Below are 14702 nucleotides of genomic sequence, written 5' to 3' on the forward strand. Positions count from 1 at the left end.
TTCTGTTGTAGAGAGTTGAGTTCATGGAATCCCTGACGTTACAACCCATCGCTAGTGTCGATGGCACTATTAATCTGCCCGGTTCCAAGAGCGTTTCTAACCGCGCTTTATTGCTGGCGGCATTAGCACACGGCAAAACAGTATTAACCAATCTGCTGGATAGCGATGACGTGCGCCATATGCTGAATGCATTAACAGCGTTAGGGGTAAGCTATACGCTTTCAGCCGATCGTACGCGTTGCGAAATTATCGGTAACGGCGGTCCATTACACGCAGAAGGTGCCCTGGAGTTGTTCCTCGGTAACGCCGGAACGGCAATGCGTCCGCTGGCGGCAGCTCTTTGTCTGGGTAGCAATGATATTGTGCTGACCGGTGAGCCGCGTATGAAAGAACGCCCGATTGGTCATCTGGTGGATGCGCTGCGCCTGGGCGGGGCGAAGATCACTTACCTGGAACAAGAAAATTATCCGCCGTTGCGTTTACAGGGCGGCTTTACTGGCGGCAACGTTGACGTTGATGGCTCCGTTTCCAGCCAATTCCTCACCGCACTGTTAATGACTGCGCCTCTTGCGCCGGAAGATACGGTGATTCGTATTAAAGGCGATCTGGTTTCTAAACCTTATATCGACATCACACTCAATCTGATGAAGACGTTTGGTGTTGAAATTGAAAATCAGCACTATCAACAATTTGTCGTAAAAGGCGGGCAGTCTTATCAGTCTCCGGGTACTTATTTGGTCGAAGGCGATGCATCTTCGGCTTCTTACTTTCTGGCAGCAGCAGCAATCAAAGGCGGCACTGTAAAAGTGACCGGTATTGGACGTAACAGTATGCAGGGTGATATTCGCTTTGCTGATGTGCTGGAAAAAATGGGCGCGACCATTTGCTGGGGCGATGATTATATTTCCTGCACGCGTGGTGAACTGAACGCTATTGATATGGATATGAACCATATTCCTGATGCGGCGATGACCATTGCCACGGCGGCGTTATTTGCAAAAGGCACCACCACGCTGCGCAATATCTATAACTGGCGTGTTAAAGAGACCGATCGCCTGTTTGCGATGGCAACAGAACTGCGTAAAGTCGGTGCGGAAGTAGAAGAGGGGCACGATTACATTCGTATCACTCCACCGGAAAAACTGAACTTTGCCGAGATCGCGACATACAATGATCACCGGATGGCGATGTGTTTCTCGCTGGTGGCGTTGTCAGATACACCAGTGACGATTCTTGATCCCAAATGTACGGCCAAAACATTTCCGGATTATTTCGAGCAGTTGGCGCGGATTAGCCAGGCAGCCTGAATGAACAACGGGCAATAAATAGCCAAATCTTTCTTTATCAAAACGTCGGCACATTGTCGGCGTTTTTTTTCGGACCTTGTGAGTCATTTTGATTAATGGTAGCGTCGCTTGTCAATGTAAGTTGTTGATACATAATATTTATATATGATTAATCAACGGATGATTCACATGAAGAATACTAAATTACTGCTGGCGATTGCGACCTCTGCAGCATTACTGACAGGGTGTCAAAATACCCACGGTATTGATACCAATATGGCTATCAGCTCCGGTTTAAATGCCTATAAAGCAGCAACATTAAGCGATGCCGATGCAAAAGCGATTGCCAATCAGGGCTGTGCCGAAATGGACAGCGGCAATCAAGTCGCAAGTAAATCCAGCAAGTACGGTAAACGTCTGGCAAAAATCGCCAAAGCATTGGGTAACAATATTAATGGCACGCCGGTCAACTATAAGGTTTATATGACCAGCGACGTCAACGCATGGGCGATGGCGAACGGCTGTGTCCGTGTCTACAGTGGCCTGATGGACATGATGAATGACAACGAAATTGAAGGTGTTCTGGGCCATGAACTGGGCCACGTCGCGTTGGGTCACTCGCTGGCTGAAATGAAAGCTTCTTATGCGATCGTTGCCGCACGCGATGCCATTTCAGCTACCAGCGGAGTGGCTTCCCAGCTTTCCCGCTCACAATTGGGTGATATCGCAGAAGGCGCTATTAATGCTAAATACTCCCGTGATAAAGAGTCCGAAGCAGATGATTTCTCCTTTGATCTGTTGAAGAAACGTGGCATCAGCACCCAGGGGCTGGTTGGCAGCTTTGAAAAACTGGCTAGTCTGGATGGCGGTCGCACCCAGTCCATGTTTGACTCTCACCCACCATCAACAGAGCGTGCGCAACACATCCGTGATCGTATCGCCTCTGGTAAGTAAATCATTGTCATCTTTCGGGCTGGTCTTCTGCCAGCCCGCTATAATTGCGCAATAAATCCCCATCTGAATACAGACAAAACTGGTTTTTGCACACAACGTTAACGATTTGTGGCGTCGGCGCGTATAATGCGCGCGGTTATGTTAACGGTACGCCTGTTTTAAGGAGATAAAGATGACGGCAATTGCCCCGGTTATTACCATTGATGGCCCAAGCGGTGCAGGGAAAGGCACCTTGTGTAAGGCTATGGCGGAAGCATTGCAATGGCATCTGCTGGATTCGGGTGCAATTTATCGCGTACTGGCATTGGCGGCATTACATCACCATGTTGATGTTGCGTCAGAAGATGCGCTGGTACCGCTGGCATCCCATCTGGATGTACGTTTTGTGTCAACCAATGGCAATCTGGAAGTGATCCTCGAAGGGGAAGATGTCAGCGGCGAAATTCGTACTCAGGAAGTGGCGAATGCAGCTTCACAAGTCGCGGCATTCCCACGCGTTCGTGAAGCATTATTGCGTCGCCAACGCGCGTTTCGCGAATTACCAGGCCTGATTGCCGATGGCCGCGACATGGGAACGGTGGTATTCCCTGATGCGCCAGTGAAAATTTTCCTTGACGCCTCCTCGGAAGAACGTGCGCATCGCCGCATGCTACAGTTGCAGGAGAAGGGCTTTAGTGTTAACTTTGAGCGCCTTTTGGCCGAGATCAAAGAACGCGACGACCGCGATCGTAACCGAGCGGTAGCGCCACTGGTTCCGGCAGCCGATGCTTTAGTGTTGGATTCCACCACCTTAAGCATTGAGCAAGTGATTGAAAAAGCGCTACAATACGCGCGCCAGAAATTGGCTCTCGCATAAGCGACCGAATTTGCAGTACCCCCGTTGCAATGGAATGACAGCGGGTATGTTAAACAACCCCATCCGGCATGGAGCCAGGTGGACGTTAAATATAAACCTGAAGATTAAACATGACTGAATCTTTTGCTCAACTCTTTGAAGAGTCCTTAAAAGAAATCGAAACCCGCCCGGGTTCTATCGTTCGTGGCGTTGTTGTTGCTATCGACAAAGACGTAGTACTGGTTGACGCTGGTCTGAAATCTGAGTCCGCCATCCCGGCTGAGCAGTTCAAAAACGCCCAGGGCGAGCTGGAAATCCAGGTAGGTGACGAAGTTGACGTTGCTCTGGACGCAGTAGAAGACGGCTTCGGTGAAACTCTGCTGTCCCGTGAGAAAGCTAAACGTCACGAAGCCTGGATCACGCTGGAAAAAGCTTACGAAGATGCTGAAACTGTTACCGGTGTTATCAACGGCAAAGTTAAGGGCGGCTTCACTGTTGAGCTGAACGGTATTCGTGCGTTCCTGCCAGGTTCTCTGGTAGACGTTCGTCCGGTGCGTGACACTCTGCACCTGGAAGGCAAAGAGCTTGAATTTAAAGTAATCAAGCTGGATCAGAAGCGCAACAACGTTGTTGTTTCTCGTCGTGCCGTTATCGAATCCGAAAACAGCGCAGAGCGCGATCAGCTGCTGGAAAACCTGCAGGAAGGCATGGAAGTTAAAGGTATCGTTAAGAACCTCACTGACTACGGTGCATTCGTTGATCTGGGCGGCGTTGACGGCCTGCTGCACATCACTGACATGGCCTGGAAACGCGTTAAGCATCCGAGCGAAATCGTCAACGTGGGCGACGAAATCACTGTTAAAGTGCTGAAGTTCGACCGCGAACGTACCCGTGTATCCCTGGGCCTGAAACAGTTGGGCGAAGATCCGTGGGTAGCTATCGCTAAACGTTATCCGGAAGGTACCAAACTGACTGGTCGCGTGACCAACCTGACCGACTACGGCTGCTTCGTTGAAATCGAAGAAGGCGTTGAAGGCCTGGTACACGTTTCCGAAATGGATTGGACCAACAAAAACATCCACCCGTCCAAAGTTGTTAACGTTGGCGATGTAGTGGAAGTTATGGTTCTGGATATCGACGAAGAACGTCGTCGTATCTCCCTGGGTCTGAAACAGTGCAAAGCTAACCCGTGGCAGCAGTTCGCGGAAACCCACAACAAGGGCGACCGTGTTGAAGGTAAAATCAAGTCTATCACTGACTTCGGTATCTTCATCGGCCTGGACGGCGGCATCGACGGCCTGGTTCACCTGTCTGACATCTCCTGGAACGTTGCAGGCGAAGAAGCAGTTCGTGAATACAAAAAAGGCGACGAAATCGCTGCAGTTGTTCTGCAGGTTGACGCAGAACGTGAACGTATCTCCCTGGGCGTTAAACAGCTCGCAGAAGATCCGTTCAACAACTGGGTTGCTCTGAACAAGAAAGGCGCTATCGTAACCGGTAAAGTAACTGCAGTTGACGCTAAAGGCGCAACCGTAGAACTGGCTGACGGCGTTGAAGGTTACCTGCGTGCTTCTGAAGCATCCCGTGACCGCGTTGAAGACGCTACCCTGGTTCTGAGCGTTGGCGACGAAGTTGAAGCTAAATTCACCGGCGTTGATCGTAAAAACCGCGCAATCAGCCTGTCTGTTCGTGCGAAAGACGAAGCTGACGAGAAAGATGCAATCGCAACTGTTAACAAACAGGAAGATGCAAACTTCTCCAACAACGCAATGGCTGAAGCTTTCAAAGCAGCTAAAGGCGAGTAATTCTCTGACTCTTCGGGATTTTTATTCCGAAGTTTGTTGAGTTTACTTGACAGATTGCAGGTTTCGTCCTGTAATCAAGCACTAAGGGCGGCTACGGCCGCCCTTAATCAATGCAGCAACAGCAGCCGCTTAATTTGCCTTTAAGGAACCGGAGGAATCATGACCAAGTCAGAATTGATAGAAAGACTTGCCACCCAGCAATCGCACATTCCCGCCAAGACGGTTGAAGATGCAGTAAAAGAGATGCTGGAGCATATGGCCTCGACTCTTGCGCAGGGCGAGCGTATTGAAATCCGCGGTTTCGGCAGTTTCTCTTTGCACTACCGCGCACCACGTACCGGACGTAATCCGAAGACTGGCGATAAAGTAGAACTGGAAGGAAAATACGTTCCTCACTTTAAACCTGGTAAAGAACTGCGCGATCGCGCCAATATTTACGGTTAAGTTTTTACTCAAACTTGAACGCGAGAAAAGCACCTGTCGGGTGCTTTTTTCATTTCTCTAATCAGGAACTGGAAGCTGCCTCGCAGAGTTTTGAGCAGTTTTCACCCTTTCGTTAAATTCTTCTGAATGTGCCTCGGGGAACGCAAAATTCCCACCAGACAACCGCTCAACAAAGTTGCACACTTTCCATAAACAGGGAGGGGGGCATGAAAATAACGACAGTCGGCGTATGCATAATTTGCGGAATTTTTCCGTTGCTGATTTTGCCCCAATTGCCTGGGACATTAACCCTTGCGTTTCTGACTCTCTTCGCCTGCGTACTGGCATTTATCCCTGTTAAAACCGTCCGTTATATCGCGCTGACGTTGCTGTTTTTCGTTTGGGGCATATTATCAGCAAAGCAAATTTTGTGGGCAGGAGAAACCTTAACTGGCGCGACGCAGGATGCAATTGTTGAGATCACTGCAACTGACGGCATGACCACTCATTACGGTCAAATTACTCATCTACAAGGTCGACGTATATTCCCTGCGCCAGGCCTTGTGCTGTATGGCGAATATCTTCCGCAAGCGGTTTGTGCTGGACAACAATGGTCAATGAAACTCAAAGTTCGTGCGGTTCATGGCCAACTTAATGATGGCGGCTTTGATAGCCAGCGTTATGCCATTGCCCAGCATCAACCGCTCACCGGCCGCTTTCTGCAGGCAAGTGTTATTGAACCGAATTGTAGCCTGCGTGCACAGTATCTGGCGTCACTACAAACAACGCTGCAACCCTATCCGTGGAATGCGGTTATTCTTGGTTTAGGTATGGGGGAACGGTTATCCGTCCCCAAAGAAATCAAAAATATCATGCGCGATACTGGAACGGCGCATTTAATGGCGATATCGGGATTGCACATCGCTTTTGCGGCGTTGCTGGCTGCCGGACTCATTCGCAGTGGACAAATTTTTCTGCCTGGGCGCTGGATCCACTGGCAAATACCATTAATTGGTGGGATCTGCTGTGCTGCTTTTTATGCCTGGTTGACGGGAATGCAACCTCCTGCATTGCGTACCGTGGTGGCGCTTGCTACGTGGGGAATGCTTAAGTTAAGTGGGCGACAGTGGAGTGGCTGGGATGTATGGATATGTTGTCTGGCGGCAATTTTGCTGATGGATCCTGTTGCCATTCTCTCGCAAAGTTTATGGCTCTCTGCCGCTGCGGTCGCGGCACTGATTTTTTGGTACCAGTGGTTTCCCTGTCCTGAGTGGCAACTGCCGCCGGTATTGCGTGCAGTTGTTTCCCTCATTCATTTGCAACTGGGAATCACACTCCTGCTTATGCCTGTGCAAATCGTCATATTTCATGGCATTAGTCTGACCTCGTTTATTGCAAATCTATTAGCAATTCCCTTGGTGACATTTATCACGGTTCCGTTGATCCTCGCCGCGATGGTTGTGCATTTAAGCGGGCCGTTAATCCTGGAGCAAGGGTTATGGTTTCTTGCCGACCGGTCTTTGGCTTTACTTTTCTGGGGGTTAAAGAGTTTGCCAGAAGGGTGGATCAACATTGCTGAACGTTGGCAATGGCTATCATTTTCCCCATGGTTCTTACTGGTGGTATGGCGATTAAACGCCTGGCGAACGTTGCCAGCAATGTGTGTGGCTGTAGGCTTGCTGATGTGCTGGCCGCTGTGGCAAAAACCTCGACCTGACGAGTGGCAGGTGTACATGCTTGATGTCGGGCAAGGGCTGGCAATGGTGATAGCCAGAAACGGCAAAGCGATTCTCTATGACACAGGACTGGCCTGGCCCGAAGGGGATAGTGGGCAACAACTGATTATCCCCTGGCTCCACTGGCATAATCTTGAACCGGAAGGCGTTATTCTGAGTCATGAACATCTGGATCACCGGGGAGGGCTGGACTCAATATTGCACACATGGCCGATGTTATGGATCAGAAGTCCGTTAAACTGGGAACATCATCAGCCCTGTGTGCGTGGCGAAGCGTGGCAATGGCAAGGATTGCGTTTCAGCGTGCACTGGCCTTTACAAGCTAGCAACGATAAAGGAAATAACCATTCCTGTGTGGTTAAGGTTGATGACGGGACGAATAGCATTCTTCTAACCGGTGATATTGAAGTCCCCGCTGAACAAAAGATGCTAAGCCGTTACTGGCAGCAAGTGCAGACAACATTGCTTCAGGTACCTCACCATGGCAGTAATACCTCATCATCGTTGCCATTAATTCAGCGAGTGAATGGAAAAGTGGCACTCGCATCGGCATCGCGCTATAACGCATGGCGATTGCCCTCTAATAAAGTTAAGCATCGCTATCAACAGCAAGGATATCAATGGCTTGATACTCCACATCAGGGTCAAGTGACGGTCAATTTTTCAGCGCAAGGCTGGCGGATTAGCAGCCTCAGAGAGCAAATTTTACCTCGTTGGTATCATCAGTGGTTTGGCGTGCCAGTGGATAACGGGTAGAATATGCGGCTATTTCAACAAATGCTGGTTTTTTGAATGCATAACGACAAAGATCTCTCTACGTGGCAGACGTTCCGCCGACTGTGGCCAACCATTGCGCCTTTTAAAGCGGGTCTGATCGTGGCGGGCGTAGCGTTAATCCTCAACGCAGCCAGCGATACCTTCATGTTATCGCTCCTTAAGCCACTTCTTGATGATGGCTTTGGTAAAACAGATCGCTCCGTGCTGGTGTGGATGCCGCTGGTGGTGATCGGGCTGATGATTTTACGTGGTATCACCAGCTATGTCTCCAGCTACTGTATCTCCTGGGTATCAGGAAAGGTGGTAATGACCATGCGTCGCCGCCTGTTTGGTCACATGATGGGAATGCCGGTTTCATTTTTTGACAAACAGTCAACGGGGACGCTGTTGTCACGTATCACCTACGATTCCGAACAGGTTGCTTCTTCTTCTTCCGGCGCACTGATAACGGTTGTGCGTGAAGGTGCGTCAATCATCGGCCTGTTCATCATGATGTTCTATTACAGTTGGCAACTGTCGATCATTTTGATTGTGCTGGCACCGATTGTTTCGATTGCGATTCGCGTAGTATCGAAGCGTTTTCGCAACATCAGTAAAAACATGCAGAACACCATGGGGCAGGTGACCACCAGCGCCGAACAAATGCTGAAGGGCCACAAAGAAGTATTGATTTTCGGTGGTCAGGAAGTGGAAACGAAACGCTTTGATAAAGTCAGCAACCGAATGCGTCTTCAGGGGATGAAAATGGTTTCAGCCTCTTCCATCTCTGATCCGATCATTCAGCTGATCGCCTCTTTGGCGCTGGCGTTTGTTCTGTATGCGGCGAGCTTCCCAAGTGTCATGGATAGCCTGACTGCCGGTACGATTACCGTTGTTTTCTCTTCAATGATTGCACTGATGCGTCCGCTGAAATCGCTGACCAACGTTAACGCCCAGTTCCAGCGCGGTATGGCGGCTTGTCAGACGCTGTTTACCATTCTGGACAGTGAGCAGGAGAAAGATGAAGGTAAGCGCGTGATCGAGCGTGCGACTGGCGACGTGGAATTCCGCAATGTCACCTTTACTTATCCGGGACGTGACGTACCTGCATTGCGTAACATCAACCTGAAAATTCCGGCAGGGAAGACGGTTGCTCTGGTTGGACGCTCTGGTTCGGGTAAATCAACCATCGCCAGCCTGATCACGCGTTTTTACGATATTGATGAAGGCGAAATCCTGATGGATGGTCACGATCTGCGCGAGTATACCCTGGCGTCGTTACGTAACCAGGTTGCTCTGGTGTCGCAGAATGTCCATCTGTTTAACGATACGGTTGCTAACAACATTGCTTACGCACGGACTGAACAGTACAGCCGTGAGCAAATTGAAGAAGCGGCGCGTATGGCCTACGCCATGGACTTCATCAATAAGATGGATAACGGTCTCGATACAGTGATTGGTGAAAACGGCGTGCTGCTCTCTGGCGGTCAGCGTCAGCGTATTGCTATCGCTCGAGCCTTGCTGCGTGATAGCCCGATTCTGATTCTGGATGAAGCTACCTCGGCTCTGGATACCGAATCCGAACGTGCGATTCAGGCGGCACTGGATGAGTTGCAGAAAAACCGTACCTCTCTGGTGATTGCCCACCGCTTGTCTACCATTGAAAAGGCAGACGAAATCGTGGTCGTCGAGGATGGTGTCATTGTGGAACGCGGTACGCATAACGATTTGCTTGAGCACCGCGGCGTTTACGCGCAACTTCACAAAATGCAGTTTGGCCAATGATCGAAAAAATCTGGTCTGGTGAATCCCCTTTGTGGCGGCTATTGCTGCCACTCTCCTGGTTGTATGGCCTGGTAAGTGGCGCGATCCGTCTTTGCTATAAACTAAAACTGAAGCGCGCCTGGCGTGCCCCCGTACCGGTTGTCGTGGTTGGTAATCTCACCGCAGGCGGCAACGGAAAAACCCCGGTCGTTGTCTGGCTGGTGGAACAGTTGCAACAGCGCGGTATTCGCGTGGGGGTCGTATCGCGGGGATATGGTGGTAAGGCTGAATCTTATCCGCTGTTATTGTCGGCAGATACCACAACAGCACAGGCGGGTGATGAACCTGTGTTGATTTATCAACGCACTGATGCGCCTGTTGCGGTTTCTCCCGTTCGTTCTGATGCGGTAAAAGCCATTCTGGCGCAACACCCTGATGTGCAGATCATCGTAACCGACGACGGTTTACAGCATTACCGTCTGGCGCGTGATGTGGAAATTGTCGTTATTGATGGTGTGCGTCGCTTTGGCAATGGCTGGTGGTTGCCGGCGGGGCCAATGCGTGAGCGAGCGGGGCGCTTAAAGTCGGTTGATGCGGTAATCGTCAACGGTGGTGTCCCTCGCAGCGGTGAAATCCCCATGCATCTGCTGCCGGGTCAGGCGGTGAATTTACGTACCGGTACGCGTTGTGACGTTGCTCAGCTTGAACATGTAGTGGCGATGGCGGGGATTGGGCATCCGCCGCGCTTTTTTGCCACGCTGAAGATGTGTGGCGTACAACCGGAAAAATGTGTACCGCTGGCCGATCATCAGTCTTTGAACCATGCGGATGTCAGTGCGTTGGTAAGCGCCGGGCAAACGCTGGTAATGACTGAAAAAGATGCGGTGAAATGCCGGGCCTTTGCAGAAGAAAATTGGTGGTATTTGCCTGTAGACGCACAGCTTTCAGGTGATGAACCAGCGAAACTGCTTACGCAACTAACCTCGCTGGCTTCTGGCAACTAGTTACGCCGCGGCAGCGTTCGATTGATGGAGTCATGAATGTCGCTGCCGCACCTCTCCCTTGCTGATGCGCGTAATCTTCACCTTGCCGCACAAGGCCTGTTAAACAAACCCCGCCGTCAAGCGTCGTTGGAGGATATTCCGGCAACGATCTCCCGCATGTCCTTGCTGCAAATCGATACCATCAATATTGTTGCCCGTAGTCCATATCTGGTGCTTTTCAGTCGTCTGGGAAATTATCCTGCCCAGTGGCTGGATGAGTCTCTGGCGCGTGGCGAATTAATGGAATACTGGGCGCATGAAGCCTGCTTTATGCCGCGTAGCGACTTTCGTCTTATTCGCCACCGCATGCTGGCACCTGAAAAAATGGGCTGGAAATACAAAGACGCCTGGATGCAGGAACATGAGGCGGAAATTGCACAGTTAATTCAGCATATTCATGATAAGGGGCCGGTACATTCAGCCGATTTTGAGCATCCTCGTAAAGGTGCAAGCGGCTGGTGGGAATGGAAGCCGCATAAACGGCATCTGGAAGGTTTATTTACTGCCGGAAAGGTGATGGTGATTGAACGGCGCAACTTCCAGCGCGTTTATGATTTAACCCACCGTGTCATGCCTGACTGGGATGATGAGCGCGATCTCGTTTCGCAAACAGAAGCAGAAATCATCATGCTGGATAACAGTGCGCGTAGCCTGGGAATATTCCGCGAACAGTGGCTGGCAGATTACTATCGGCTGAAACGTCCGGCACTGGCGGCGTGGCGCGAAGCGAGGGCTGAACAGCAGCAAATCATTGCTGTGCATGTTGAAAAATTGGGCAATCTTTGGCTGCATGCTGATTTGCTGCCGCTACTCGAGCGTGCGCTGGCCGGAAAGCTCACTGCAACGCACAGCGCGGTACTTTCGCCTTTTGATCCTGTTGTCTGGGATCGCAAACGCGCAGAGCAGCTTTTTGATTTTAGCTACCGGCTGGAGTGCTATACCCCAGCGCCGAAACGCCAGTATGGCTATTTTGTTCTGCCATTATTACATCGTGGGCAATTAGTTGGGCGAATGGATGCCAAAATGCATCGCCAGACAGGCATCCTTGAAGTTATCTCTCTGTGGTTACAGGAAGGCATTAAACCAACGACAATGCTGCAAAAAGGGTTACGTCAGGCGATTACTGATTTCGCGAGCTGGCAGCAGGCAACGCGGGTGACATTAGGACGCTGCCCGCAAGGTCTCTTTACTGATTGCCGCACTGGCTGGGAAATAGACCCCGTCGCATAAATGATTATGATAAGATTTATGCATTCATAACCCGATCCATCTGGAGGAACTATGGATCATCGTCTGCTTGAAATCATTGCCTGCCCGGTTTGCAACGGAAAACTTTGGTATAACCAAGAAAAACAAGAACTTATTTGCAAACTGGACAACCTGGCTTTCCCGCTGCGTGATGGCATTCCAGTGTTGCTGGAAACGGAAGCCCGCGTGCTGACTGCTGATGAGAGTAAATCATGAGTTTTGTGGTCATTATTCCCGCGCGCTACGCGTCAACGCGTCTGCCCGGTAAACCATTGGTTGATATTAATGGCAAACCCATGATTGTTCATGTTCTTGAACGTGCTCGCGAATCAGGTGCCGATCGCATCATCGTGGCAACCGATCATGAGGATGTCGCCCGCGCCGTTGAAGCCGCTGGCGGTGAAGTATGTATGACGCGCGCCGATCACCAGTCAGGGACAGAACGCCTGGCGGAAGTTGTCGAAAAATGCGCATTCAGCGACGACACGGTGATCGTTAATGTGCAGGGTGATGAACCGATGATCCCTGCGACAATCATTCGTCAGGTTGCTGATAACCTCGCTCAGCGTCAGGTGGGTATGGCGACTCTGGCGGTGCCAATCCACAATGCGGAAGAAGCGTTTAACCCGAATGCGGTGAAAGTGGTTCTCGACGCTGAAGGGTATGCACTGTACTTCTCTCGCGCCACCATTCCTTGGGATCGTGATCGTTTTGCAGAAGGCCTTGAAACCGTTGGCGATAACTTCCTGCGTCATCTTGGTATTTATGGCTACCGTGCAGGCTTTATCCGTCGTTACGTCAACTGGCAGCCAAGTCCGTTAGAACACATCGAAATGTTAGAGCAGCTTCGTGTTCTGTGGTACGGCGAAAAAATCCATGTTGCTGTTGCTCAGGAAGTTCCTGGCACAGGTGTGGATACCCCTGAAGATCTTGAGCGCGTTCGCGCTGAAATGCGCTAATTTCACTTCACGACACTTCAGCCAATTTTGGGAGGAGTGTCGTACCGTTACGATTTTCCTCAATTTTTCTTTTCAACAATTGATCTCATTCAGGTGACATCTTTTATATTGGCGCTCATTATGAAAGCAGTAGCTTTTATGAGGGTAATCTGAATGGAACAGCTGCGTGCCGAATTAAGCCATTTACTGGGCGAAAAACTCAGTCGTATTGAGTGCGTCAATGAAAAAGCGGATACGGCGTTGTGGGCTTTGTATGACAGCCAGGGAAACCCAATGCCGTTAATGGCAAGAAGCTTTAGTACGCCCGGAAAAGCCCGACAACTGGCATGGAAAACCACCATGCTGGCAAGAAGTGGGACTGTCCGTATGCCGACTATTTATGGTGTGATGACGCATGAAGAACACCCCGGCCCCGATGTCCTGCTACTGGAGCGGATGCGTGGTGTTTCGGTGGAGGCACCAGCCCGAACACCAGAACGCTGGGAACAACTCAAAGACCAAATCGTTGAAGCCTTACTGGCCTGGCACCGTCAGGACAGTCGCGGTTGCGTCGGCGCGGTCGACAATACTCAGGAAAATTTCTGGCCCTCATGGTACCGGCAACATGTTGAAGTGCTATGGACCACGCTCAATCAGTTCAATAACACCGGTCTGACGATGCAGGATAAGCGGATCCTGTTTCGCACTCGCGAATGTCTCCCGGCATTATTTGAAGGCTTTAACGACAATTGTGTGCTGATTCACGGTAACTTCTGTTTACGCAGCATGTTGAAAGATTCGCGCAGCGATCAGTTACTGGCGATGGTCGGGCCGGGACTAATGCTTTGGGCACCGCGAGAATACGAACTGTTCCGACTAATGGATAATTCTCTGGCGGAAGATTTGCTCTGGAGTTACCTGCAACGCGCGCCAGTGGCGGAGTCGTTCATCTGGCGGCGTTGGTTGTATGTGTTATGGGATGAAGTTGCGCAACTGGTTAATACCGGACGATTTAGTCGGCGCAACTTCGATCTGGCATCAAAATCACTCTTGCCGTGGCTCGCCTGACGAACCTTTTAGCCACTGCCAGATACGGCCAAGCGTTTCATAGCCAACACGATCGCTATGCATCAACCAGACCGGAGAAGGGATTGCCCGTTCCCACGGGTTAAGCGGCGAGTCGATGGCCAACTGATTCGCCGGGGCTGGTAGCGGATTTAACCCTTCCTGCTGAAAAAAGATCATCGCCCGCGGCAGATGTGATGCGGAGGTCACCAGCAGGAAAGGGGCGTCACCAATCGCCTGTTTCACTGCCGCAGCTTCTTCTTCGGTATCTTTTGGCAAATCCAGGGTGATAATTTGCTCGTGCGGCACGCCCAGCGATTGCGCAACTCTGGCACCTACTTCCGCTGTACTCACCGTATTGGTTTTTGCTACGCCTCCCGTGAAGATCAGTTTTGATCCCGGATTTTCGCGCCATAAGCGAATACCTTCATTCAGGCGTGGCAGACTGTTATTGATTAAATTAGAGCTCGGTGCCCACTGTGGGTTCCAGGTATAACCACCTCCGAGCACCACGATATAGTCCACTTTTTGCGAATTATTCCATGTCGGATAGGTGCTTTCGATGGGACGCAGCAGGCGGTCGGCTACCGGTTGCAAACTCAATAACAAGAGTGCCAGCCACCCAATGCTAATAAAAATCTTCCCGGTTTTTTGAAAACGGCTAAACCACAGCAGCGCCAGGCCAGCGCCAATAATTAACAACATCAGCGGAAGTGGCAGCAACATATTGCCAATCACTTTTTTCAGTGTAAAAAGCATCCTTTCTGGTTCCTTTTTTAACCATATAGCAAGGGATCGCCAGCGATATTACACCAGACGGGTTCATTCTCGCCGTGGCTGTGACAAAAT

At 50.6% G+C, this 14702-nt stretch carries 13 protein-coding genes; 12 read left to right on the forward strand and 1 reads right to left on the reverse strand.

Annotated elements, in window-relative coordinates; genetic code table 11:
* The first annotated feature begins 23 nt into the window (after positions 1–23).
* From aroA to ACJHXA_RS11575, 12 genes are all read left to right on the forward strand, one after another.
* On the forward strand, positions 24–1307 hold the full coding sequence (gene aroA, locus ACJHXA_RS11520; protein WP_000445253.1) for a 3-phosphoshikimate 1-carboxyvinyltransferase: 1284 nt from the start codon (positions 24–26) through the stop codon (positions 1305–1307).
* A gap of 168 nt (positions 1308–1475) precedes the next feature.
* Positions 1476–2240, forward strand: coding sequence for a metallopeptidase YcaL (ycaL, locus tag ACJHXA_RS11525; protein ID WP_001295345.1), 765 nt, complete (start codon positions 1476–1478; stop codon positions 2238–2240).
* A gap of 172 nt (positions 2241–2412) precedes the next feature.
* The gene (gene cmk, locus ACJHXA_RS11530) at positions 2413–3096 is read left to right on the forward strand and encodes a (d)CMP kinase (protein ID WP_000125016.1); all 684 of its coding nucleotides are present in this window, start codon (positions 2413–2415) and stop codon (positions 3094–3096) included.
* Positions 3097–3206: 110 nt separating this feature from the next.
* Positions 3207–4880: a 30S ribosomal protein S1 gene (gene rpsA / locus ACJHXA_RS11535; RefSeq protein ID WP_000140327.1), complete on the forward strand. Its 1674-nt coding sequence runs from the start codon at positions 3207–3209 to the stop codon at positions 4878–4880.
* Positions 4881–5039: 159 nt separating this feature from the next.
* Positions 5040–5324, forward strand: coding sequence for an integration host factor subunit beta (ihfB, locus tag ACJHXA_RS11540; protein ID WP_000167336.1), 285 nt, complete (start codon positions 5040–5042; stop codon positions 5322–5324).
* 206 nt (positions 5325–5530) lie between these two features.
* The gene (locus ACJHXA_RS11545) at positions 5531–7795 is read left to right on the forward strand and encodes a ComEC family protein (RefSeq protein WP_000705706.1); all 2265 of its coding nucleotides are present in this window, start codon (positions 5531–5533) and stop codon (positions 7793–7795) included.
* A 36-nt stretch (positions 7796–7831) separates the two neighbouring features.
* Positions 7832–9580, forward strand: a complete 1749-nt coding sequence (gene msbA, locus ACJHXA_RS11550) for a lipid A ABC transporter ATP-binding protein/permease MsbA (protein ID WP_000551270.1) — start codon at positions 7832–7834, stop codon at positions 9578–9580.
* The gene (gene lpxK, locus ACJHXA_RS11555; RefSeq protein ID WP_000570540.1) at positions 9577–10563 is read left to right on the forward strand and encodes a tetraacyldisaccharide 4'-kinase; all 987 of its coding nucleotides are present in this window, start codon (positions 9577–9579) and stop codon (positions 10561–10563) included. The genes msbA and lpxK overlap by 4 nt, the downstream gene beginning before the upstream one ends.
* 36 nt (positions 10564–10599) lie before the next feature.
* Positions 10600–11832, forward strand: a complete 1233-nt coding sequence (ycaQ, locus tag ACJHXA_RS11560) for a crosslink repair DNA glycosylase YcaQ (RefSeq protein ID WP_103262036.1) — start codon at positions 10600–10602, stop codon at positions 11830–11832.
* Positions 11833–11883: 51 nt separating this feature from the next.
* Entirely contained in the window at positions 11884–12066 is a 183-nt protein-coding gene (gene ycaR / locus ACJHXA_RS11565) for a protein YcaR (RefSeq protein WP_000350058.1), read from the forward strand.
* Positions 12063–12809 carry a 3-deoxy-manno-octulosonate cytidylyltransferase gene (gene kdsB, locus ACJHXA_RS11570; RefSeq protein ID WP_000011590.1) on the forward strand — a complete coding sequence of 249 codons (747 nt, stop codon included), beginning with the start codon at positions 12063–12065 and terminating at the stop codon, positions 12807–12809. Before ycaR ends, kdsB begins: the two co-directional genes overlap by 4 nt.
* A 153-nt stretch (positions 12810–12962) precedes the next feature.
* Positions 12963–13856: a YcbJ family phosphotransferase gene (locus ACJHXA_RS11575; RefSeq protein ID WP_000436922.1), complete on the forward strand. Its 894-nt coding sequence runs from the start codon at positions 12963–12965 to the stop codon at positions 13854–13856.
* Here ACJHXA_RS11575 and elyC read toward each other — a convergent pair.
* Positions 13833–14612: an envelope biogenesis factor ElyC gene (elyC, locus tag ACJHXA_RS11580; protein ID WP_000899591.1), complete on the reverse strand. Its 780-nt coding sequence runs from the start codon at positions 14610–14612 to the stop codon at positions 13833–13835. The two genes, ACJHXA_RS11575 and elyC, sit on opposite strands and share 24 nt — an antisense overlap.
* Positions 14613–14702: the final 90 nt, after the last annotated feature.

This window comes from Escherichia sp. WS33 (assembly GCF_046486385.1).
Lineage (GTDB): Bacteria > Pseudomonadota > Gammaproteobacteria > Enterobacterales > Enterobacteriaceae > ECMA0423.